The organism is Sulfitobacter sediminilitoris, from assembly GCF_010667575.1.
Taxonomy (GTDB): domain Bacteria; phylum Pseudomonadota; class Alphaproteobacteria; order Rhodobacterales; family Rhodobacteraceae; genus Sulfitobacter; species Sulfitobacter sediminilitoris.
The window spans coordinates 385,140-408,940 of sequence record NZ_JAABNT010000003.1 but is presented as its reverse complement, the minus strand read 5'-3'; the positions used below and the strand labels follow the sequence as shown (position 1 = coordinate 408,940).

General features: G+C 60.0%; 20 protein-coding genes. 10 read left to right on the top strand and 10 right to left on the bottom strand.

Translation table 11 applies throughout. The features are described 5' to 3' along the window. Positions 1 to 40: 40 nt before the first annotated feature. From GV827_RS07535 to GV827_RS07515, 5 genes are all read left to right on the top strand, one after another. Positions 41 to 1,540 (top strand): class I adenylate-forming enzyme family protein, encoded by a 1,500-nt coding sequence (locus GV827_RS07535; protein ID WP_164353172.1) that lies wholly within the window; start codon positions 41 to 43, stop codon positions 1,538 to 1,540. Next, a complete protein-coding gene (locus GV827_RS07530; RefSeq protein WP_164353171.1) occupies positions 1,537 to 2,172 on the top strand; it encodes a DsbA family oxidoreductase in 636 nt (211 codons plus the stop codon). Before GV827_RS07535 ends, GV827_RS07530 begins: the two co-directional genes overlap by 4 nt. Before the next feature lie 123 nt (positions 2,173 to 2,295). Beyond that, complete coding sequence (locus GV827_RS07525) at positions 2,296 to 2,487, top strand: hypothetical protein (protein WP_164353170.1); 192 nt, start codon at positions 2,296 to 2,298, stop codon at positions 2,485 to 2,487. Beyond that, positions 2,487 to 2,909: an adenylyltransferase/cytidyltransferase family protein gene (locus GV827_RS07520; RefSeq protein ID WP_164353169.1), complete on the top strand. Its 423-nt coding sequence runs from the start codon at positions 2,487 to 2,489 to the stop codon at positions 2,907 to 2,909. The genes GV827_RS07525 and GV827_RS07520 overlap by 1 nt, the downstream gene beginning before the upstream one ends. 125 nt (positions 2,910 to 3,034) lie before the next feature. After that, entirely contained in the window at positions 3,035 to 4,237 is a 1,203-nt protein-coding gene (locus tag GV827_RS07515; RefSeq protein ID WP_164353168.1) for an MFS transporter, read from the top strand. 79 nt (positions 4,238 to 4,316) lie between these two features. Here the strand turns inward: GV827_RS07515 and mfd are convergent, their stop codons facing one another. Together mfd and GV827_RS07505 are read right to left on the bottom strand one after the other, a co-directional pair. Beyond that, the gene (mfd, locus tag GV827_RS07510; RefSeq protein WP_164353167.1) at positions 4,317 to 7,793 is read right to left on the bottom strand and encodes a transcription-repair coupling factor; all 3,477 of its coding nucleotides are present in this window, start codon (positions 7,791 to 7,793) and stop codon (positions 4,317 to 4,319) included. Between the two features lie 31 nt (positions 7,794 to 7,824). After that, positions 7,825 to 8,352, bottom strand: coding sequence for a component of SufBCD complex (locus tag GV827_RS07505; RefSeq protein ID WP_164353166.1), 528 nt, complete (start codon positions 8,350 to 8,352; stop codon positions 7,825 to 7,827). A gap of 119 nt (positions 8,353 to 8,471) precedes the next feature. Here GV827_RS07505 and hemB point away from each other — a divergent pair, with 119 nt between their 5' ends. Continuing rightward, entirely contained in the window at positions 8,472 to 9,470 is a 999-nt protein-coding gene (hemB, locus tag GV827_RS07500; RefSeq protein WP_164353165.1) for a porphobilinogen synthase, read from the top strand. A gap of 134 nt (positions 9,471 to 9,604) precedes the next feature. After that, entirely contained in the window at positions 9,605 to 10,171 is a 567-nt protein-coding gene (locus GV827_RS07495) for a lipid-binding SYLF domain-containing protein (RefSeq protein WP_164353164.1), read from the top strand. Positions 10,172 to 10,295: 124 nt separating this feature from the next. Here GV827_RS07495 and GV827_RS07490 read toward each other — a convergent pair whose 3' ends face one another. Beyond that, positions 10,296 to 11,168, bottom strand: a complete 873-nt coding sequence (locus tag GV827_RS07490) for an NAD(P)-dependent oxidoreductase (protein WP_164353163.1) — start codon at positions 11,166 to 11,168, stop codon at positions 10,296 to 10,298. A 104-nt stretch (positions 11,169 to 11,272) separates the two neighbouring features. On the opposite strand from GV827_RS07490, the gene GV827_RS07485 reads away from it, so the two are divergent. Beyond that, complete coding sequence (locus tag GV827_RS07485; protein WP_164353162.1) at positions 11,273 to 13,741, top strand: penicillin acylase family protein; 2,469 nt, start codon at positions 11,273 to 11,275, stop codon at positions 13,739 to 13,741. Further along, a complete protein-coding gene (locus tag GV827_RS07480; RefSeq protein ID WP_164353161.1) occupies positions 13,738 to 14,301 on the top strand; it encodes a pseudouridine synthase in 564 nt (187 codons plus the stop codon). The genes GV827_RS07485 and GV827_RS07480 overlap by 4 nt, the downstream gene beginning before the upstream one ends. An 8-nt stretch (positions 14,302 to 14,309) precedes the next feature. On the opposite strand, the gene GV827_RS07475 is transcribed toward GV827_RS07480, so the two are convergent. The 5 genes from GV827_RS07475 to trkA form a co-directional block, all read right to left on the bottom strand. Then, the gene (locus GV827_RS07475) at positions 14,310 to 14,711 is read right to left on the bottom strand and encodes a DUF2177 family protein (protein ID WP_164353160.1); all 402 of its coding nucleotides are present in this window, start codon (positions 14,709 to 14,711) and stop codon (positions 14,310 to 14,312) included. A gap of 95 nt (positions 14,712 to 14,806) precedes the next feature. Next, positions 14,807 to 16,105, bottom strand: coding sequence for a GTPase HflX (gene hflX, locus GV827_RS07470; RefSeq protein WP_164353159.1), 1,299 nt, complete (start codon positions 16,103 to 16,105; stop codon positions 14,807 to 14,809). After that, on the bottom strand, positions 16,102 to 16,341 hold the full coding sequence (gene hfq / locus GV827_RS07465; RefSeq protein ID WP_007119530.1) for an RNA chaperone Hfq: 240 nt from the start codon (positions 16,339 to 16,341) through the stop codon (positions 16,102 to 16,104). The genes hflX and hfq overlap by 4 nt, the downstream gene beginning before the upstream one ends. Positions 16,342 to 16,497: 156 nt before the next feature. Next, the gene (locus GV827_RS07460) at positions 16,498 to 18,036 is read right to left on the bottom strand and encodes a TrkH family potassium uptake protein (protein WP_164353158.1); all 1,539 of its coding nucleotides are present in this window, start codon (positions 18,034 to 18,036) and stop codon (positions 16,498 to 16,500) included. Between the two features lie 15 nt (positions 18,037 to 18,051). Continuing rightward, complete coding sequence (gene trkA, locus GV827_RS07455; RefSeq protein WP_164353157.1) at positions 18,052 to 19,428, bottom strand: Trk system potassium transporter TrkA; 1,377 nt, start codon at positions 19,426 to 19,428, stop codon at positions 18,052 to 18,054. A gap of 142 nt (positions 19,429 to 19,570) precedes the next feature. Between trkA and GV827_RS07450 the strand changes: the two genes are divergently transcribed. Next, entirely contained in the window at positions 19,571 to 20,044 is a 474-nt protein-coding gene (locus GV827_RS07450; protein ID WP_164353156.1) for a hypothetical protein, read from the top strand. A gap of 87 nt (positions 20,045 to 20,131) precedes the next feature. On the opposite strand, the gene ntrX is transcribed toward GV827_RS07450, so the two are convergent. Continuing rightward, entirely contained in the window at positions 20,132 to 21,547 is a 1,416-nt protein-coding gene (gene ntrX, locus GV827_RS07445) for a nitrogen assimilation response regulator NtrX (protein WP_164353155.1), read from the bottom strand. Next, positions 21,540 to 23,789 carry a sensor histidine kinase NtrY-like gene (locus GV827_RS07440; RefSeq protein WP_328823120.1) on the bottom strand — a complete coding sequence of 750 codons (2,250 nt, stop codon included), beginning with the start codon at positions 23,787 to 23,789 and terminating at the stop codon, positions 21,540 to 21,542. The genes ntrX and GV827_RS07440 overlap by 8 nt, the downstream gene beginning before the upstream one ends. Positions 23,790 to 23,801 lie beyond the last annotated feature (12 nt).

Below are 23,801 nucleotides of genomic sequence, written 5' to 3'. Positions count from 1 at the left end.
CACCTTGCAACGCGGCCCGCACTGGGCTAGCGGAGGCAGCATGGATGTCACTGCCCCCTGTCCCGATCCATTCAACTTGGCCGCCTATGTTCTACAGGCCGGTGCCGCGACCCCTGACAAGGTCGCGCTGTCCCTGCTGTTTGAGGATCACGCCGAAGACTGGACCTATGCCCAACTGATCCAGGCCGTGCGCGGAACGGCCACGGGATTGCTGAATGAAGGGCTGGTGCCGGGCGATATCGTTCTGATGCGCCTTGGCAATACGCCCGACTTTCCGCTTGCCTATCTGGGCGCGCTTGCCGCTGGTCTGGTTCCCGTGCCGACCGCTGCGGCCCTCACCGAACCCGAAGTCGCAAAAATCATCGCAACCATCGACCCCAAGCTGATCCTGCGCGATCCCGGGGTGCCCTGCCCCGAGGCAGAAAACACCATCAACCTTGAACGTCTGCGCGCCATGCGCGACCTCACACCTGCCGACTATCACATGGGTGATCCGAACCGCCTTGGCTATATCATCTATACCTCTGGCACCTCCGGCAAACCCTCTGCCGTGATGCACGCGCATCGTGCAATCTGGGCGCGACGGATGATGTTTGACGGCTGGTACGGACTGCGGTCTGACGACCGGATGCTGCACGCAGGCGCCTTTAACTGGACCTACACGCTGGGCACCGGCCTGATGGACCCCTGGACCATCGGGGCCACCGCCCTGATCCCTGCCCCCGGCACAGCGGCAAGCGATCTGCCCGGCCTGATCGCCAGGCACAAAGCTACGCTTTTTGCAGCAGCACCCGGCGTCTTTCGACAAATGCTCAAGGGCCTCGACCCGGTGTATCTGCCGCATCTTCGCCATGGCCTCAGTGCCGGTGAAAAGATGGCGGCCGCCGTGCGCGACGCGTGGAACGAGGCCACGGACACCCCCGTCTATGAAGCGTTTGGCATGTCCGAATGCTCCACGTTCATCTCCGGCTCGCCCAACACCCCCGCCACGGATGGTGCTATTGGCACCGCACAGCCGGGCCGAAATCTCGAGATCCTCACGCCCAAAGGCGCCGCGCGCCCCAATACCCCCGGTGTGATTGCGGTACATCAGTCCGATCCGGGGCTGGCGATGGGTTATCTCAACGCGCCGGATCAATGGAAAGCAAAGTTTGACGGCGAATGGTTCCTTACAGGTGATCAGGGCATGATGGATGAAGACGGCCAGATCACCTATCTGGGCCGCAGCGACGACATGATGAACGCAGGCGGGTTCCGGGTCTCACCGCTTGAGGTTGAGGAAACCATGCTGCATGCGCCCGGCGTCACCGGCATCGGCGTGACCGAAGTCGAGGTCAAAAAGGGCACGACAGTGATCGCCGCGTTCTACACCGCCGACGCGCCGATCAAGGAATACACGCTCACCGACTATGCCCAGGACAATCTCGCGCGGTACAAGCAACCGCGCCTATACGTCCACGTTGATGCGCTACCCACCAGCGCCAACGGAAAACTCATGCGCGCCCGGCTGCGCGCCGACTACGAGGCCTCCAGAAAATGACCGTAAAACTCGACATTATCTCCGATCCGATCTGCCCGTGGTGCTACATCGGCAAGGCCCATCTGGACAAGGCTCTGGCCGATCACCCAGACCATCCCTTCGTGATCGAATGGCATCCCTTTCAACTCAATCCCGACATGCCCCGCGAAGGCATGGACCGCCGCGCCTATCTTGAGGGCAAGTTCGGCGGCAAGGAAGGCGCGGTGCGCGCCTATGCCCCCGTGGTGGAACATGCGGAAAAAGCGGGTCTCACCATCAATTTCGAAGCAATGCAGCGCACCCCGAACACGCTGGACGCCCATCGCCTAATCCACTGGGCAGGCATTGAGGGTCGGCAAACCGCTGCCGTCTCGGCCCTGTTCAAAGCCTATTTCATCGACGCCCGCGATATCGGAGATGCCGAAGTGCTTGCCGACATTGCCGACAGCATTGAAATGGACGCCTCTGTGGTGGCACGCCTGCTGCAAACGGATGAAGATACGCAGATGATCCGTGATCGGGATGCGCACAGCCGCCAGATGGGTGTGACATCGGTTCCGACCTTCATCTTGGCCAACCAGCACGCCATCCCCGGTGCCCAACCGCCCGAGCTCTGGGCCAAGGTCATCGCTGATCTTTCAGCGGCTGCCTGACTATGGCAGATGCGCCACATAGCGTGACCTAGCGACAACATTGCTTTGCCAACCGGGCCGCGCTTGCTTACGACTCTCGTTCAAGAGGCAAAGACCTCAACAAAAACAAGAATGAGCGGGCAAATGGCAGACAACAAGACACCCCCAAAGCGGATTCATTCCGCGGGCAATACCAGCATTCAATACGACTTGGTTGCAGGTAGCCTGCGCTGCGTGCCGCGACTTTTTGTTGCGGATCCGACCCGCGACATCAAAGCGATCTGGCGCAATGAGATCGGGAAGGCAACCGTAACAGGCCCAAGGGCGGCATCGTGATGCGGATCAGGCCCGAAGCACCCCGAGTGATACTGACCTATGGTCGCTTCGATTTGTTTCATCAGGGACACGTCGGTTTCCTGCGGCAGGCCTCGCAACTTGGGGGCGAGTTAATCGTGGGCTGCGCTACGGATGATTATGCCGCAGCTTTGGGACAGCCCTGCACAATGGATTATGACGCCCGTCGCGCGCTTTTGGAAAGCTGTCGATTTGTCAGCCGCGTTATCCCGCATAGCAATGGCAACCAAAAGCGCACCGATATCGTCAATTACAACGTCTGCACACTTGCCATGGGGATGGAACACGCTGGCGCAATGGACGATGTGCAAGATATTGCACAAGTTCTCTATCTGTCCCGCGAAACGCTGATGCCAAAAGATCACCGTAGGCTGAAACCTATCCAACAGATTGCTTTTGGCTAACATTTTTGACGCTAGAGCATTGTAGCCTCCACAACCTTCGGTTACCAATTGACGCTATCGGGCGTCAATAAATGGGCGCTGTACTACCGGAGCATTGAGTGTCGTCTAACAATCCAGCCTTCTCCATGAGCCGGACCGAATTTGTAGCGCTGATTGCAATGATGTTTGCAACCATCGCCTTTTCCATTGATGCGATGTTGCCCGCGCTGCCAGAGATCGCGAATGAATTGTCCCCCGAGACTGCACACCGTGCGCCGCTGATCCTGACGTCTTTTGTACTGGGGATGGGAATAGGCACGTTCATCGCCGGACCATTATCGGATGCCTTTGGCCGCAGACGCATCATTTTCATTGGTGCAGCGCTCTACATCGCCGCTGCTGCTGTCGCCTGGGCCAGTTCCTCACTGGAATTGATGCTGGTGGCCCGTGTCATTCAGGGCCTTGGCGCATCCGGGCCGCGCATCGTTTCGGTTGCTGTTGTGCGTGATCTTTTTTCGGGCCGGGAAATGGCCAAGATCACCTCAATCGTCATGATGATCTTCGCGCTCATCCCAGCAGTGGCCCCTCTGATGGGATCGTTTATCATCGCAGGCTTTGGCTGGCGTGGCATATTCATCGCCTTCATCCTGTTTGCCATTTTTACCGTCTCTTGGATGGGGTTACGTCTGCCTGAAACACTCTTGCCAAAAGATCGCCGCCCGTTGCGCTTTGCCCTGATGCTGGCTGCCTTAAAAGAAATCTTCGCGCACCCTTCCGTGCGCATCTCCATCCTTGTGCAATCCCTTGCCATGGCGATGCTGTTTTGCATGCTCATGCTGGTGCAACAGGTCTATTACGAGATCTATGACCGGGCCGAAACGTTTCCCTATTGGTTTGGTGCCGTTGCGATCCTGGCAGGCAGTGCCAGCCTGTTGAACGCGGCTATCGTAGGACGATTTGGGATGCGTTTGCTGGTTACCGTGACCCTTGCGGTGCAAATCCTGCTTTCATCCGCGATGCTGATCTTTGACTTGGGGGGCCTAAGCGAACCGTATGGCTTTGCCGCATTCGTCATCTTTCAGACCTGTCTGTTCTTTCAGGCCGGTCTGACCCTCGGCAACCTCAACGCCATCGCGATGGAGCCTATGGGCCATATCGCCGGTATGGCTGCCTCTGTGGTCAGCGCCGTATCAACCGTTCTGGCCGCTGCCATCGCCTCGCCTGTGGGCATGCTGTTTGACGGCACCATCCGGCCACTGGTCGCGTCGATCCTGATCATGGCAACTGTCGGTTTCTTCCTGATGCGGTATCTGTCGCGGGTGGAACAACGCATCGCGCTTGCGCAATAGGCGTTCAGCTCCGGATGACTGCAATCAGATAAAGGACCGGTTGCTTCAACCATCTGCGAGGCAACCCAATCCACTGGTATCACGACGCTAATTTCTTGCGCTTCTCTTTTTCCTTGGCAATCACATGCTCCGCCAGATCCCGGGCAATGGCAAAGGCCCCCTTGATCTTGTCCGCGTCGCTCTTCCAGTCCCGGCGCACGACGATCTTGTTGTCCTTTACCTTGGCCAGCCCACGCTGGTCCTGAATGAACTGCACAAGCCCTTCGGGTGAGGCGAATTTGTCGTTGTGGAATTGGATCGTGGCCCCCTTGGGCCCGCCGTCCAGCTTGGCGATGCCAGCGCGTTTACACATCGCCTTGATCCGCACGACCAACATCAGCGTGTTCACCTCTTTCGGCAGCTTGCCAAACCTGTCGATCAGTTCGGCCGCAAAGCCTTCCAACTCGACCTTGGTGCTCAGACCCGACAGCCTGCGGTATAGCCCCAGCCGAACATCAAGGTCCGGCACATAGTCTTCGGGGATCAGCACGGGCACGCCCAGATTGATCTGCGGTGCCCATTGATCGTCCGCCTCTGACAGACCTTCCATCTCGCCAGCCTTGATCTTGGCAATCGCCTCTTCCAGCATCGACTGATAAAGTTCAAAGCCCACATCACGCATCTGGCCCGACTGCTCTTCGCCCAGCAGGTTCCCTGCCCCGCGAATATCCAGATCCTGAGAGGCCAGCGTAAAGCCCGCACCGAGCGTGTCGAGTGACCCCAGCACGCGCAGCCGTTTTTCAGCCAATGGCGTCAGTTTCGCGCGTGGTTTGGTTGTCAGATAGGCATAGGCCCGCGTCTTGCTACGCCCGACCCGTCCCCTGATCTGATAAAGCTGTGCCAATCCAAACATGTCAGCACGGTGCACTATCATCGTGTTGGCCGTGGGAATATCCAGACCGGATTCCACGATCGTCGTGGCCAGCAGGACATCGAACTTGCCATCGTAAAAGGCGTTCATCCGGTCATCCAGCTCTCCTGCCGGCATCTGCCCGTGAGCCACAACATAGGTTAGCTCTGGCAGTTGGTCTTTCAGAAACGCCTCGATCTCTGGCAGGTCACTGATGCGCGGTACCACATAAAACGACTGTCCACCCCGGTAATGCTCTCGCAAAAGCGCCTCGCGCAGGGTCACGGTGTCGAATTCGCTCACGTAGGTGCGGATCGAAAGGCGGTCAACGGGCGGGGTGCCGATGATCGACAGGTCACGCACACCGGTCAGGCTCAATTGCAATGTCCGGGGAATTGGCGTGGCCGTCAGGGTCAGCACGTGGATGTCTGTGCGCAGCGCTTTCAGGCGTTCCTTGTGTTGCACGCCGAAATGCTGCTCTTCGTCAATGACCAGCAGCCCAAGGTTCTGAAACCTGATCCCCTTGGCCAGTAGCGCATGGGTGCCAATGACAATATCCACTGTGCCCTTGGCCATCCCGTCCTTGGTCAGGGCGGCATCCTTTGAGCTGACAAAGCGGCTAAGCTGGCGGACATTGATCGGAAAGCCTCTGAAGCGCTCAGCAAAGCTTTTGTAGTGCTGCCGCGCCAGCAGTGTCGTGGGTGCGATCACCGCCACCTGCACGCCTGACATGGCCGCGATAAAGGCCGCCCGCATCGCGACCTCGGTCTTGCCAAAGCCGACGTCGCCGCAGATCAGACGATCCATCGGGTTGCCGGAGGTCATATCGTCGATCACGTCCGAAATCGCACGCAGCTGATCATCAGTCTCCTGATAAGGAAAGCGCGCTGAAAACGCGTCCCACATCCCCGGTGGCGGCTCAAGCACAGGTGCCTTGCGCAAGGCGCGTTCCGCCGCGATGCGGATAAGCTTGTCCGCTATCTCGCGGATGCGCTCTTTCAGCTTGGCTTTCTTGGACTGCCACGCGCCACCGCCCAGCTTGTCCAGCAGCCCTTCCTCGTGGCCGTATCTCGACAGCAGTTCGATATTCTCGACCGGCAGATACAGCTTGGCGTTCTCGGCATACTCCAGCACCAGACATTCATGCGCGGCCCCGGCGGCGGTCACGACCTCCATGCCGTGATACCGCCCGATGCCGTGATCCACATGCACCACCAGATCGCCGGGCGTCAGGCTTTGGGTTTCGGTGAGGAAATTCTCCGCCCGGCGCTTGCGCTTGGGTGCCCGGATCAACCGGTCGCCCAGCACGTCCTGCTCGGATATAACCGTCAGACGCCCCTCGCCGTAAGGTGCCTCGAACCCGTGCTCCAGCGCCCAGACCGCCAGATGCAGCCCGCGCTTGCCAATGCGTTTCGCATTGGGCACCGGTATCGCCTCGGCCAGCCCCTCGTCCTCGATCAGCCCCGTCAGCCGCTCTCGCGCCCCTTCGGAATAGCTCGCGATCAGGACGGGCCCCTCTTCAAGCTTTGCTTTCACATGTGATGCCAACGCACCGAAAAGACTTATGGATTCCTGCTGGCGCTCCGGCGCGAAGTTGCGCCCGATCCGCGCGCCCGCATCCAGCACCCCCGGCCCGGTCGGCTGCGGCAATAGCGTGAACTGCACAACGCGCTTCTCCGCCGTTGCCAGCAACCACGCCTCGTCATCCAGATATTTGCCTTCGGGCGGCGCAGGCTTGTAGACGCTGTCCATCTTGGACCGGTTCGCCATGGCGATCTTGCGCGTCTCGTATTGATCGACGATGCTGTCCCACCGGGCCAGCCGCGCCGGGGTCAACTGATCGTCTAATGTGACCGTCGCCTTGGGAAGATAATCAAACAGCGTTTCCATCTCTTCATGGAAAAACGCGATCCAGTGTTCCGCCCCTTGATGCTTGCGCCCTGCACTAATGGCTTCATATAGCGGATCATCCGTACCTGCCGCGCCAAACTCAATCCGGTAATTCTGCCGGAACCGCGTGATCGACGCCTCGTCGAGAATGATCTCGGACACCGGCGCCAGTTCCACCATGTCCAGCTTTTCCGTCGTGCGCTGGGTGACAGGATCAAAGCGGCGTGCCCCGTCCAGCACATCACCGAACAGATCCAGCCGCACAGGGCCCAGATCGCCCGGCGGATAGATGTCGATGATCCCGCCGCGGATCGCATAGTCGCCCGGTTCCATCACTGTGGGGCTTTGCACAAAGCCCATGCGCACCAGAAAAGCCCGCAAGGCGGCCTCATCGATCCTGTTGCCGACCTTGGCGACAAAGGCCGCGTCCTTCAGGACCGAGCGTGCCGGAACCCGCTGAGTGGCCGCATTCAGCGTGGTCAGCAGAACAAACTTCTCTGGCATCCCGTGGACAAGTGCGGCCAGTGTTGCCATGCGCTGTGCGGAAATATCGGCATTCGGCGATACACGGTCATACGGCAGGCAATCCCACCCCGGAAAGGTGACCACAGGCATATCGGGGGCAAAGAAGGCAAGGGCGGCCTGCATCGCCGCCATGCGCTTGTCATCGCGGGCCACGTGGCACACCGGCCCACCGCGCGCGACCTCGTCCAGTATCGCGCGGGCGTCGTATCCCTCAGGAACGCCGGAAAGGGTAATCTTGCTCTGCTCTACCATGAGGCCTCAATTGGGGCTTCAACCTGCGCTGTCAACCACCAAGCGGCCCAAGGGTGACGTTCTGGTACATCCCCCAAAGCGCCGTCACAAAGATCGACACCATGCCGATCAGCTGCGTGTAGAGCCTTTGCCGGTTCAACCGCTTGTAAAGAAGCTCGCCTGTTGCCCCCTCTGCCTGGATCAGACGGGCGGTTGACAGGCCCAGCATGCCCACCAGCGACAAGGGGAAAGCCAGCAAAAACACTGCCTGGGCAAATTCCATGCCGTAGACAAATCCGGTGAGCCCCAGCAAGGTCAGGAAAAAGCAAGCGAAGCCGGCCAGCCAAAGGCCAGAAACCTGACCGATGTACAACAACCGGTTCACGTTGATCCGTACCATGTCTTCCAGATCAACCTCGGCCTGACCGCCCTGTCGCTTGGCCCGCAGCACCATGTCGTAAGGAACGCCCAGCACCCAATGACTTGCCGTGGACCACACCACCGCCAGCACGATCCAGAACCACAGGTTCGAAAAGGATCGCATGTCGATCAGTTCAAAAAGCGTCTGATACCAGTCCAACGTGATGCCTTGCCGTGTGGTTTGCGCTGCACATACCCAAGGTAGCGCAGAATTCCTACCCTTGAGCGCATAGATTTTTCATGGGAAGACAAGGGCGTTCGCTAGTGAGGTATTTTTGCATGAATCCGGTCCAAGCCCCCTATCCCGCCACCCGTCTGCGCCGCACGCGGGTCACACCTGCGGTCCGCGCCCTTGTGCGCGAAAACGCGCTCGAGGTTGGTGATCTGATCTGGCCCGTTTTCGTACGCTCCGGCGAGGGCATCGAGGAGCCGGTCCCGTCCATGCCAGGCGTCATGCGCCGCTCCGTGGACAAGGTGGTCGAGGCCGCGACTGAGGCCCATGCGCTGGGGCTGCAGGCCATGTGCATCTTTCCCTACACCGGCATCGAAGAACGTACCGAGGATTGCGCCGGGGCCTGGGACCCCAAGAACCACGCCAATCGCGCGATTGCGGCGATCAAGGCCAAGTTTCCCGATATGGCGGTGATGAGCGACGTGGCCCTTGATACCTATAACATCAACGGCCACGACGGGTTCGTCGAGGACGGGATCATCGTGAATGACCGTACGGTCGAGGCCTTGGTCAAGATGGCGCTGGCACAGGCCGAGAACGGATGTGACATCATCGGCCCCTCCGACATGATGGACGGGCGCATCGGGGCCATTCGGGCAGGTCTTGAGGGCGCGGGGCATCAGGACGTGATGATCCTCAGCTATGCGGCAAAATACGCATCGGCCTTCTACGGCCCCTTCCGCGACGCGGTGGGCGCATCCGGTGCGCTGACCGGGGACAAGAAGACCTACCAGATGGACCCGGCCAATTCGGACGAGGCACTGCGGCTGGTGGCCCGTGATCTGTCTGAAGGAGCGGATATGGTCATGGTCAAACCCGGCCTGCCCTACCTCGACATCTGCCGCCGCGTCAAAGACGCCTTTGGCGCACCGACCTTTGCCTATCAGGTGTCAGGCGAATTCGCGATGATCAAGGCCGCCGCCCAGAACGGCTGGATCGACGAAGAACGCGTGATGCTGGAAAGCCTGATGGCGTTCAAGCGGGCGAGTTGTGATGGTGTACTGACGTATTTCGCGCCGGATGTTGCGCGGCTGATGAACGGGTAGCCGCGCGGTCTCAGGCCCAGTCCAAGCACAATTTCGCCCAAGCGTTCAATCCTCATGACAAGACGCGAGAAACCGCCTATGCTGACGCGCAAGTCGGGCAAACCGGCATCAGGCAACTTTGACGGGCAGAAACCATGAAAACCTCAATACTCTCTCGCCGGGCCTTTGGCCTCGGTGCCTTGGCTGCAACATCAACCCTTGCCGCATGTGGCAACGGAGTCGGCGGGCGCGGCTCTCAACTTATCGATGCGCGGGTCAACGCGACCTTGAACGAGATGTACCGTAGCTATCCCAACACGGTACAACTGGCGCAGAAGTCCAACGGCATGCTTGTCATGCCGCTGGTGACCGAAGCGGGCCTTGGCTTTGGCGGTGCCTACGGGCGCGGCGCGCTGTTGGTCAACGACATCACGGTCGATTACTACTCTGTCACCAAGGCATCGGGCGGATTGCAGATCGGCGCGCAGCAATATGCGCATGTGCTGTTTTTCATGACCGAAGACGCATTGATGGATTTCCGGCGCTCTCCGGGATGGGCCGCAGGTGCGGACCTTGAATACGTGATCTCGGACCGGGGCGACAGCGTCGCTGCGGATACGACAACTGTGCTGGCCCCGGTTCTGGCAGCGGTCTTTGGGCGTGCGGGCTTGCGGGTGGGCGCCACACTGGAAGGCACGAAATACACCCGGATCATCCCCTGATCTGGTAATCTTTCATTAACCGCCGAAAGTGAAGAACGCGCCACATCTATCTGATATGGCGCGTTTAATTTTTGGTAAATGGCTGTCCCCGCGGGGACAAAAGCTCGGTCCTTGCCAAAAAGGCCTAGCCCATGGCACGCAAACGCTTGATCAGGCTCGACGTGTCCCAACGCCCGCCACCCAGCTTCTGCACATCCTTGTAGAACTGATCGACCAGCGCCGTGACCGGCAGGCTCGCCCCGATCTCATCGCTGGTGCCAAGGCAAATACCCAGATCCTTGCGCATCCAGTCGACCGCAAAACCGTGGTCGAATTCATCGTCCAACATTGTCTCATACCGATTGGCCATCTGCCAGGAGCCTGCCGCACCCTGACTGATCACCTCGACGACCGCGCGGCCATCAAGGCCTGCCTTCTCGGCGAAATGCAATGCCTCGGACAGGCCCTGCACCAGCCCGGCAATCGCGATCTGGTTGCACATCTTGGTCATCTGGCCTGCGCCGCTGTCTCCGATCCGGCGGCAGATCTTTGAATAAACCTCCATCACTGGCAGCGCGCGGTCAAAGGCGCCCTGATCCCCGCCGCACATGATCGACAGCTGGGCATTTTCAGCCCCCGCCTGACCACCTGAAATCGGCGCATCGACAAAGCTGATCTGCGCATGATCTGCAGCGGCATAAAGCTCGCGAGTCACGGCGGCAGACACCGTGGTGTGGTCCACGAATATCGCACCCGCCTGCATGCCGGCAAAAGCGCCATCATCGCCCAGACAGACCGAACGTAAATCATCGTCGTTGCCGACGCAGGCCATCACGAAATCGGCACCCTCAGAGGCGGCGCGGGGCGTGCTTGCCGATGCACCACCGTAGGCCTTGACCCAATCCTCGGCCTTCAACGCCGTGCGGTTATAGACCGTGACCTCATGACCCGACTTTTGCAGATGCCCTGCCATCGGTCCGCCCATCACCCCTAGTCCCAAAAATGCGAGCTTTGCCATCTGCTTTTCCTTGCTGCTGAGTTACGCTATGCCCGATTTAACTAACATCCTTCACCGGGCGGTCAAACTGGCGCTGCAGGTTGCGGGACCGTCCGGAGCGCCCTATGGCCCTGATTTTTCGCTGGCTTATCCGCATTGCCGCCGCGCTGATTGTCCTCATCGTGGTGACCGTGAGCACCGTCTATTGGCTCGCGTCGCGTTCATTGCCTGATTACACCGACGACGTGACCGTGCGCGGCATCACAGCCCCGGTCGAGATCGTCCGCGACAATGCGAACGTGCCGCATATCTTCGGGCAATCGGACCGCGATGTCTATTTCGGACTGGGCTTTGCCCATGCGCAAGACCGGATGTGGCAGATGATCATGCTGCGCCGCACCGCCCAAGGCAGGCTGAGCGAAGTATTTGGCGCCCCGACCCTGAACATCGACAAGGTCATGCGCCGGTTTGATATCTACACGCTGTCTGTCCAATCCGCCGAAGCCCTTGATCCCAAGACCAAGCTTGCGCTTGAGGCCTATGCCGCAGGCGTGAACGCACGGCTTGCGCAGATCAATACAGAGGCGCTGGGTCGTGGCGCTCCTGAGATGCTGTTGTTCAACGCGCCCATGGCACCATGGCGGCCCGCGGATTCAATTGCGATCACCAAGCTGATGGGCGTGCAACTGTCCGGTCATCTGGAGGCCGAGGTGATCCGTGCCCGTACTTCGCTTGCGCTGACCGATCAGGCGCGGCTGCTGGATATCCTGCCTGACAGTCCGGGCAGTGGCGTGGCTGCACTACCGGAGTATGCGGCTTTGGCACCGGGGGTCCGGCGCCATGCACAGAACATGCCGCTTGACCCGCACCCCTTGTCACCCTTCAAACCAACCGCGCTGGCAGGTGCCTCCAACGCATGGGCCGCTGCCCCGTCCCGTTCCGCGTCCGGTGGCACGCTTCTGGCCAATGATCCGCATCTGGGCTTCACCGCTCCCGCGATCTGGTATCTGGCCCGGCTTGAACTGCAGACCGGCGGCGTGATCGGCGGCACAATCCCCGGCATGCCGGTTGTCCTGACAGGGCGCAGCGCGGCCCTTGGTTGGGGGCTGACGTCGGCCTACCTTGACGATCAGGACCTGTTTATCGAAGAGATTAACCCGGAAAACTCCGAGGAATACCGCACGCCTGACGGGTTCAAAGCATTTGAAACGCGCGCCTCTATCATCACGGTGAAGGACGCCGATCCTGTAACACTGACCCTGCGTTGGACAGACAATGGCCCCGTGCTTCCCGGCAGCCACTACAATCTTGCCAGCATCACCCCGCCTGGGCATGTGACCACACTCAGTTGGACCAACCTCAGCGCCCGTGACACCTCAATTGCTGCCGCGATGCGTCTGATGGAGGCAAAATCCGTCCAAGAAGGGCTGGCTGCGGCAGAGGCTTATATTGCGCCTGCGCAAAACCTGACGCTGGTGGACCGCGAGAACATCGCGATGACGACGATTGGCGCGATGCCCCGCCGGGACGCCGGACACCAAAGTCAGGGGCGACTACCGTCGCCGGGCTGGATCGCCGCGAACCGCTGGCAAGGCACCCTGCCCTATGCGGCAAATCCATCGTTCGTCGCGCCGACAGGTGGCATCCTTGGAAATACCAACAACAAGACCGTGGATCGCCCGTTCCCAAACCACGTGTCGTTCCTTTGGGGTGACACCCAGCGGGTTCAGCGTTGGCAGCGTCTTATGCAGAACCGCGAGGTCCATACCCGCGACAGTTTCATCGAAGCACAGCTTGATACCGTCAGCTTTACCGCACGGTCGCTGCTCCCGCTGATCGGGGCAGAGCTTTGGTTTACCGGTGAGGCCGCGCCGGACGGGACGCCTGAGCGGCAACGGCAACGCGCGCTGATCCTGCTGGCGGGCTGGTCGGGGGAGATGAACGAACATCTGCCGGAACCTTTGATCTATGCGGCTTGGCTGCGCAGTTTGCAGGCCCGGCTTATTCAGGACGAACTGGGGCCGTTGGCAGACGAGTTTGACCATGTCCAACCCTTGTTCATCGAGCGGGTGTTCCGCGACGTGGACGGTGCTGGCATCTGGTGTGACGTGCTCCAATCCACACGGGTCGAGACCTGCCCCGAGATGGCCCGTCTGGCGCTGGATGACGCGATTTTGTGGATCAACGAGACCTGGGGCGACCAGCTGGAGTCGCTGCGCTGGGGCGACGCGCATCAGGCAACGCACGATCATCAGGTATTGGGTGAAGTGCCGGTGCTGCGTTATTTCGTTAACATCAGGCAATCGACGTCAGGCGGCGACAACACGCTTCAGCGCGGCAAAACCAAGGGAGCGATGCCCGATCCGTTCCACAATGTGCACGGTGCCGGATATCGCGGTGTCTATGACTTTGCGGACCCGGATTCCTCGGTCTTTGTGACATCGACCGGCCAGTCTGGGCATTTCCTGTCGCGTCATTATGACGACATGGCACAGCTGTGGCGGCGCGGCGAGTATATCCCGATGTCGCTGGATGCCGACCTTGCCCGCGCGGCCTCCGTGGGCGTGACAACTTTGACGCCTGCGTCGGAATGAACCGGGTCATCCTGTTCAACAAGCCTTACGGCGTATTGTCGCAATTCACCGACAAGGGCACCGAAGGGTCAGCCCGGCCGACACTGTCGGCCTATATCGATCAGCCGGGGTTCTACCCGGCCGGGCGGCTCGACAAGGATAGCGAAGGGCTGATGGTATTGACCGACAACGGCGCGCTGCAGGCGCGCATCGCGCATCCGAAATACAAGCGCCCCAAGACCTATCTTGTGCAGGTCGAAGGAACGCCCGATCCCGCCGCTCTTGAGGCATTGCGAAAGGGCGTCGATCTTAAGGATGGTCCGACCAAACCGGCGGAAGTCTCACAGGTCGATCCGCCCACGAACCTTTGGGAACGCGACCCGCCGGTCAGGTTTCGCAAGACGGTACCCGATGCATGGTTGCGCATCACGATCCGAGAGGGCCGTAACAGACAGGTCCGCCGCATGACGGCCCATGTCGGGCTGCCCACACTGCGCCTGATCCGCGAGAGTATCGGCGACTGGCACCTGAACGACCTGCGCCCCGGCGCGTGGCGGTGGGCATCCGAGACGGGGGCATAGGACGAAACCTACGTCAAAGCGCGGGTGATCAGAACACCACCTGTCGCCGCAACGGCAGTCAGGCAGGTCCCCCAGACGAAATCCGTCAATGCCATGCCCCATGACCAGTCTTTCATGATCGCAAGGGACGTAAACTCATAGGTGCCATATCCTGCCGCACCAATAAGGGCAGCGTTGCCCAGCACCCACCATACGCTCTTGTCGTGTTGCAGCGCAGGCCATGACACAAACCACAGGATTATCCCGACCAGAAAGGCATAAAAAGCAAAGGCAGGCAGCACGCGGAACTCTTCCAGCATCAGGTGGCCAATATTGGCCTCAAAGATCGGCTTGATGATGTAGCTGAGACCGACATAGTCGATCGCAAGGAAGATGACGAAGGTCGCAACGTAGAGGATGATCAAGGTCATGGAAGGCTCCGGCGCTTGTTGGGTGACACAACAGATGTAGCGCCGAACCGAAAAAGCGAATTATTCAGCGCTTTGACGCTTGCTTGCGCTGCCAATCACAGCCGTTGGAACTGCGCTTCCTGCTTGGCCGACCAGCGAACGGTCAGATCAAAGCCGTCCTCCGTCTGGTTTTCGCGCACAACGACATCCTGATCATAGAGCCACGCGCGTTTCTTGCCGTCTGCATATCCAAGATGCAGATCCGCTTCACGCACCGCACCCTGAAGCGCTTCTGCGATCACCTTCTGGAGATGGTCCAGCCCTTCGCCCGTGATGGCCGAAATGGCCAGAACATCATCGCCACGTTCGGCGCGGGCGCGGACCGCGTCAGCGGCCTCCGCCGGCAACAGGTCAATCTTGTTCCAAACCTCAAAGGTGCGGGTATCTTCGAGCACGCCCAGCGACACGAGGATGTCGCGCACATCCGCTGCCTGTTCTTCAGTCTCCGCATGAGAGATGTCGCGCACATGCAGAATGATATCTGCGGCCAGTACTTCTTCGAGGGTGGCGCGGAATGCGGCGACCAATTCGGTTGGCAGGTCGGAAATGAAACCCACCGTGTCTGACAGGATGATCTCGGGGCCGTCAGGCAGCGCAAGACTGCGCATTGTGGGGTCGAGCGTGGCAAAGAGCATATCCTTTGCCATCACTTCGGCCCCCGTCAACCGATTGAAAAGCGTGGATTTCCCGGCGTTCGTGTAGCCCACGAGGGCAACAATCGGATAGGGAACCTTGGCCCGTGCGGCGCGGTGCAGGGCACGGGTTTTCACCACCTTTTCCAACTGGCGGCGCAGGCGCACCAATTGTTCGTCAATCGCACGCCGGTCGGCCTCGATCTGTGTTTCACCCGGGCCACCGACGAACCCCAGACCACCACGTTGCCGTTCAAGGTGGGTCCAGGCGCGGACAAGGCGGGTGCGCTGGTAATTCAGCGCGGCCATTTCGACCTGCAATACACCCTCGCGGGTCGCGGCACGATCCGAGAATATTTCAAGGATCAACCCGGTCCGATCGAGCAGTTTGACGCCCCAGGCCTTCTCAAGATTGCGTTGCTGAACTGGCGTGACGGGGCCATCGACCAGGACGAGTTCAATTTCGTTCTGTTCCAACCTCTCATGCAGATCAGCGATCTTGCCCTTGCCAAAGAGCTTACCCGCATCGACGCTGCGCAGTTGCACAACTTCGGACCCGATGACCTCAAGCGCAGGCAGCGCACGGGCAAGTGCCACCGCTTCTTCAAGCGCAGGTCCGGGGTCGCGGCGGTCAGGATTGGAACGGATGTCAGGATGCAGCACCCACGCGCGCGTCACGCGGGGGCCTTCGGTGTCATCAATTTGGAATGGCGCTTTGCTCAAGAAGCGTCTTCGCCCTCATAAAGGCTGATCGGCTGGCTTGGCATGATGGTCGAAATGGCATGCTTGTAGACAAGCTGTGATTGTCCATCGCGGCGCAGCAGGACGCAGAAGTTGTCAAACCAGGTGATCACACCTTGAAGTTTGACGCCGTTGATCAGGAAGATTGTGACCGGTACCTTGGTCTTGCGTACATGGTTCAGGAACGCATCCTGAAGGTTCTGTCTGTCAGACGCCATCGGTGTTCTCACTTCATTTATTCTTGCTGGCGTCCGCGTATCGGACCCCCCCGTCGGGCTAACTATGTCTTGGAGTGCTGCGAGTTTCCAGCCCAAATATTGGGCGCTCCGTGATAATTGACGCTAATCAGTGACAGGTACGCAACAGCGCGTTTCCTATGAACGCCAAAGATCGGGTGTGACAAGGGCTATAATCGCCAGTGTTTCAAGGCGTCCCAGCACCATTGCGCCACATAGGATCAGCTTGGCCATGGGGGTGAGTTCGATAAGACGAATAGGAGCATCGGCGCCGAATTCGGTCAGCGGACCCGTGGTCGACAGGCTTGCCACCGACAGCACCATTGCCTGATCAAAGCTGCTGCCGGTAAGGGTCAGGGCCAATGTGATTCCTGCCAGCGAGATGGCGAAAAGCATGAAGAAAATCCATGCGATAAATGCACCGTTGCTTTGCAGGCGGCGGCCCACTGCGCCCGCCCCACTGACCGAACTTGGGTGGACCAGACGTTCCATCTCGCGGGTGCCGTTCTGGTACAGCGCAAAGACCCGCAGCAATTTGACACCACCTGCTGTTGTCGCGACCCCGCCCCCGACCAATGCGAGCCCCATCAGGGTCAGCCCCGGCGTGCCAAGCCCCGACCAGTCCTGTGCATCGACCCAGTGTTCGGACACGAAACCGGTGGTCGTCAGAAAGGACATAACGGTAAAGACTGACCCCCAAAGAGCGTAGCCTGCATCCGAAAGACGCTCCATCGCGGCGACGTCATAGGCGCCCAGAAAATGCCTGCCAAAGATCAAAAGTGGCACCGCAATGACGATGAAGACCCCGATGCGAAATTCCGGGTCGGTCATCAGACCGCCTTGAGTGGCGGTGACCGTATCCTTTGAAAACGTCAGCCGGGACAGCGCGAAAAGCATGAACAGGACCATCACCGCTTCTCCGGTGATGCCGATGCTTGATTCCTGCACCCCTCCGATTGGCGATATGCCAGAGGTCGCGAGGATTGACATGGCGTGACACAGGGCCACCAGCGGCACTTCACCACCGCCCAACAGCAGCAACCATAAAAGCAGCGTCAGGCCCCCGTAGATCGGAAAGAGCGCATTGAAGGACCGCAGCAGTTTTTGCCGGGGATCAACAGCGGCGCTGCGGCTGGCGACCCCTGTATCCCGCCTGCCCGGTTCTGCCTGTGCCGTGACTTCGAAACCGCCCAGATGCAACGGGGCCAGAATGGCCGATGCCGCCACCCACATCAGAAGACCACCCATCCAGCCCACTTGTGCGCGCCACAAATGCAACGTGCCGCTGAGGCGCTCGGGGTCCTGAAACATCGCGGCCCCGGTGGTGGTCAGCGCGCTGACCATCTCAAAATACGCATTCAGAAAGCGGGTGGTCGGAAGCGTTTCGACAAAGGGGATGGCAAAGAAAACCGGCAGGATAATAAACGCCGAAAAAAGAGACAGCAGTGGTCCCAGTGCGCCTTGCTGCGATCTGCGGCCATGATGCACGACCGCCAGCATCAGAAAAAAGATGCCGCCCAGGAGCCCGGCGTAGAAAAAGGCGCGTGCGGCCTCGTGATCGCGCACGATCAGCCCGTGCAGCGCCGGGACCAGCATCGAGAGCGAAGAGATGCCGAACAGCAACAGGAACAGCGGCAGCTGCACAAGTTCTGCACGGATGTAGCTTTTGCGCCTCAACCCCGGCCCCTTCGCTTAGAAAAAGTCGATGGAGACCTGCAAAAGCTGCTCCACCTCCGGCACGTCCTCGGCCAGTGCAAAAACGGCGATGACATCGCCCTCGTCGATGCGGGTCTTGCCCATGGGGCGGATGACCTTGTCGCCCTTGCGGATCATTCCGATCAGCGCACCTTCGGGAAAGTCGATCTCAGAGACCATCTTGCCCGCGATGGGCGAGGTCGAGAGCACCTCGGCCTCGATCACCTCGGCCTCGGCATCGCCAATGGAATAGACCGCGCGCACGCGGCCGTGCCGGATGTGGCGCAAGATGGAGGACACGGTGGTGGCACGCGGGTTGATATAGGCGTCAATGCCAAGCGGCGTCATCAAGGGCACCAGTGTCGGATCGTTGATCAGCGCAATGACATAGGGGCAGCCTTCAGCCTTGGCACGGACGCAGGCCAGCATGTTGGTTTTGTCGTCGTCGGTGATGGCCAGCATCGCGTCGGCGCGGGCGATCCCCGCCTCCGCCAGAAGGGCCGCGTCAAGACCGTCACCGTTCAGAACAATTGTGCGCTCCAGCGCTTCGGCGGCGCGTTCGGCACATTTGCGGTTTTTCTCGATCACCTTGGTTCGGATACGGCGGGCGTCGCTTTCCAGATGTTTCGCCACGGCAAGGCCCACGTTGCCGCCCCCCACCAAGACAACACGTTCCTGTTTCGACGCTTTCTTGCCAAAGATTTCCATGGTGCGGGCGATATCGTCGCGGTGGGTAAAGACATAGCAGTCATCACCGACGAAAAGCTGGTCCTTTGCTTCGGGGGCAAACAGCGTACCGTCGCGGCGGACGCCAACAACAACCGCGCGCAGGGTTGAGAAAAGGTCGGTCAGCTGCCGCAATGGTGTGTTCACCACCGGGCATTCGTCTTCGATGGTGATGCCCAGCAGGTGTGCCTTGCCTTCCATGAAGACTTCGGTGTCGAAGGACGCCGGTGCCGAAAGCCGTTGCAGTGCAGCGGCGGCGACCTCTTTTTCAGGGCTGATCACCACATCGATGGGCATGTGATCGCGGCGGTAGAGGTCTGAATAAATCGCGTCGAGATAGGACTGGCTGCGCAACCGCGCGATCTTGCGGTTGATGCCAAAGACCGAATGCGCGACCTGACAGGTCACCATGTTGACCTCGTCCGAATAGGTCGCGGCGATGATCATCTCGGCATCGCGCGCCCCTGCCCTTTCAAGGACATCGGGATAGCTGGCAAAGCCCGCAATACCCTGCACATCCAGTGTTTCGGTCGCAGAACGCACCAGATCGGCGTTGCTGTCCACGACGGTCACGTCGTTACGCTCACCGCTCAGGTGCCGGGCGATTTGCCAGCCCACCTGTCCTGCACCACAAATGATTACTTTCATCCGCGCCCCTTCACGCAGCCTTTCGCGGGCGTTCAGGCCAAGGGCCGACCCCGCAGGTCAAGCATGGTTAGAGGCCATGATGCGGCCCAAGGCAAGGGTGAAATGCGTTGCCTCGACGTCTGATTGGGGGCAAGATCGGGATATGAAACGCGCGTCCTACGCCTTATTCGCCGCGATCGTACTGCTTGCGGCCTGCGCTCCGCTTGAGACCTACTACAAGCCCGGTGTACCCGTTGCGCAGCTCAACCGCGACACCACCGCCTGTGAGGTGAAGGCCTTGCGCGACGTGCCGGTGACAACGCTGATGCGGCGCAGGCCACCGATTTATGTGCCGGGCAATCGCACCTGCGATGCTGAGGGCAATTGCGTCGGCCACTACGGTTATTACGTTCCCGGCGGTTTCGAGACCTATGATCCCAATGTCGGTCTGCGGCTGCGGGTAGAGCGGCAGTGCATGGCGGACAAGGGCTATGCCCCGGTGTCGATACCGGTCTGCCCCGATAGTGTGGCCAGAGCCGCACATGCCCGCGCCACCACGCGGATGCCTGATCTGACAGAGCGGTCCTGCGTGATCCGGAATCCAGACGGCACCTTCCAGATCGTCACGCGGGGGTAAGGGGCAAAAGCCGCCGGGATTGAAACCAGAATTGGCACGCCAGCGCCCCATGACGGGGAACACAGTCGGCGTTGGCCTATGCCGCCTTTAGCCTTCGGCCGCCTCCGCCTCTTCATCCACATGTGCGACGCGCACGCCAGCCTTGGCCGACGTCACAACGCCCAATGACTTGAGTTTGCGGTGCAACGCGGAGCGTTCCATTCCGACAAAGTTTGCCGTGCGGGAAATGTTGCCGCCGAAACGGTTGATCTGGGTCAGCAAATATTCGCGCTCAAACGCCTCACGCGCTTCGCGCAGGGGCAGCGTGGCCAGCGCCGAGGACAGGACCACGCGGCCGTCCTCTTCGGCGCGGTCTTCTTCGCCGGGCAATTCGCGGGCCTCAATCGGGTCGCTGCCATCGCCAAGGATCAGCACACGCTCTACCAGGTTTTTCAACTGTCGCACGTTGCCAGGCCAGATCATCGTTTGCATGAGGGCAATAGCATCATCTGTCAATTCACGCTGGGGCAGACCCTGAGAGGTGTTGAATTCCGAAATGAAATATTCCGCCAGCAGCGGAATATCCTCGCGCCGGTCCTCAAGGGACGGGACTGCGATGGGGACGACATTGAGACGGTGGTAGAGTTCCTGCCGAAATGTTTCGGCCTCGATCGCTTCTTCGAGGTTCTTGTTGGTGGATGAGATCACCCGCAGATCGACGCGCACCTTGTCATTGCCGCCCACGCGGGTGAATTGCTGATCGACAAGCACGCGCAGGATCTTTGATTGGGTCCCAAGGGGCATGTCCGCCACCTCGTCGAAATAGACAACACCCCCATGCGCCTGTTCCAGCAGACCCGGCTCTATCCCCCGGTCTGCGCTTTCGCGGCCAAAGAGGACCTCTTCCATCCGGTCAGGTTCGACTCCTGCGCAATTCACGGTGATGAATGGAGCGGAGGACCGGCTGGAGTTGGCGTGGATGTAACGTGCGGCGACTTCCTTGCCCGAACCGGCAGGGCCTGTCAGCATGACGCGGCCGTTGGATTTGGTAACTTTGTCAAGCTGCCCCACAAGCGCGCGGAACGCGGCGGACTGGCCCAGCATCTCAGCGCTGGTCACGTCGCGGCGCTTGAGGCTTTGGTTCTCGCGGCGCAGGCGCGAGGTTTCCATGGCGCGGCGGATCACAACCAGCAGCTGGTCGATGTTAAAGGGTTTCTCGATAAAGTCGTAGGCGCCCTGTTTGATGGCCGCGACGGCGATTTCGATATTGCCATGGCCGGAAATGATGACCACGGGAACGTCTGGGTTGTCACGTTTGGTCGCCTTGAGAATATCGATGCCATCCATCCGGCTGTCTTTCAGCCAGATATCTAGGATCATCAGCGCCGGTGGTTCGGCGTTGATCGCGGCCATGGCATCATCAGAATTGCCCGCCAGCCGCGTTGAAAACCCCTCGTCTTTCAGAATGTCCGAAATCAATTCCCGAATATCACGTTCGTCATCTACAATCAGAATATCACTCATGTACTGTCTCCACTCGCTTTTCTGTTTTTGTTGCAGGGGTGATGGGCAGCGTCATGACTGCCATCGCCCCGTAATGGTCTTGGCCCTCGAACACGGGCGCGTTGTCGAGGCTGAGGCTGCCGCCATGTTCCTCGATAATCTTCTTCACAATGGGCAGCCCAAGGCCGGTGCCTTCGCTGCGGGTTGTCACGTAAGGTTCAAACAGGCGTGCACGGTCTTCGGGCAGGCCAATGCCGTTGTCCGCGATGGTGATCGTGACCTGCGTGTCATTCGGCTGCATCGTGATCACGATCTTTGGCTCAAGGTTGTCGGGGGGGTCTTTTTGCTTCAGGCTTTCAATGGCTTCGCCGGCGTTCTTGATCAGATTTGTGAGCGCCTGAGAGATCATCGTGGCGTCGATATCCGCCATCAGAGGGGCATCAGGCAGGTCGGCTTTTATTTTCACGTCCGGTTGCCCGGTCTGCTGCAAAAGGACTGCATCATGGACCAGTTGGGTAAGGTCCTGTTGCGAGGTTTCGGGCTCCGGCATCCGGGCGAATTTCGAGAATTCATCGACGATGCGGCGCAGGTCGCCGGTCTGGCGGATGATCACACCGGTCATCTGCTCAAGGCTGTCACTGTCATCGCCCACCTTCGGCGCGAATTTGCGTCTGATACGTTCCGCGCTGAGTTGGATTGGGGTCAGCGGGTTCTTGATTTCATGCGCGATACGGCGGGCGACGTCACCCCAGGCGGCCATCCGTTGGGCGCTGACCAGATCGGTGACGTCATCAAAGGCAACAACGTAGCCTTCAAGCCTGCCGTCCTCTGCGCGGCGGGTGGCCATTCGGACCAGCAGATTTTCCATCGCCCCCTGGCGCGACACCTTAACCTCGCCCTGTGCGACCTCTCCGGGACCGGAGGAGACGGTTTCGAACAAGGGGCCAAATTCCGGGATTGCGACCGCCAGCGCCACCGATTGCTGGTCCTCGGACCAGTCCAGCAGGCGCATCGCGGAGCGATTGACAAAGGTCACGCGGCCTTCGGGGTCGAGCCCCACGACGCCTGAGGTGACGGAGCTGAGCACGGAGTCAAACAGCCGGCGGCGGCGTTCGATCTGGCGGGTGTTGTCGAGCAGGGTTTCGCGCTGTCCCTGCAACTGTTTGGTCATCTGGTTGAAATACCGGCTGAGCATGGCGATTTCATCGTCGCCTTCCTCTTCGCGGACCTGCACGTTGAGGTTGCCTGCCCCCACTTGCTGCGCGGCGCCGGTCAGTCGCCCGACAGGGCCAGAAAGCCGTTCAGCGAACCAAAGGCCCAGCCACACAGCGGCAAGGATCAGGATCACGGCAAAGCCCAGATAAAGCAGTCCGAATTCGAACAAGAGCCTGCCGCGTTCGGATTCCAGTTGTTGATAAAGCCGCACCGTTTCTGTCGTTTCGTCCAGCAGGGACAGGATATCCCCGTCCACATCACGGCTGACGTAGAGATACCGATCCACGAAAGACTGCATCGGCACCAAGGCGCGGAATTCGTTGTTAGGCCAATCCTCGATTACCATCAGACCGTCGATGTTGGACTGGTCGATTTGTTCGGCGGTCGGTTTTTCGAAGTCAAACAGATAGGACCGGTCACCTCGCGCGCGGATTTGGCCCGTGCCATCAATCAGATAAGCTTCGCGCAAGCCGCGCTGGATCTGGCGCTGGCCTTCGCCAAGAAGTTCGCTGTCTGACAGAACGATACCCTGATTGCGGGCATTGTCGATGCTGCGGGCAAGGGTACGGGCATCCGAGATCAGGTCCGTGCGTTGTTCTGCTTCATAGGCTTGTGCGGCGGCAAGGGAGGTACCGACAACGCTGCGCACCCTGTCCGAAAACCAGCCTTCAAGCCCCACATTCACGGTAAGGCCCGCGAAGACGGCAACCGTTACAGTGGGGATCAGGGCCATGAGAGCAAAGACACCCGTCAAGCGCAGGTGCAGCCGCGAGCCTGCGGATTTGGCGCGGCGGGCAGATATCAGCCGCGCGACTTCGCTGAGCACGAGCGCTGCCACCAGCAGCACGTAGACCAGATCGGTCAACAGGATCAGACGGAGCGAAAAGGTATCAGCGCCCTGCCCCAGCGGGCCCAGCACTAGATAGGTTGCCATGGCCAGCACGGGGCCGAGGACAACAAGGCTGAGCGTAGCCAGATTGCGGACACGTTTAATGCGCCGCAGACGGCCCAATCGCTCCAAGCTAAAACTGCGTGACAGGGTTGCCACCCGCTGTCCTCA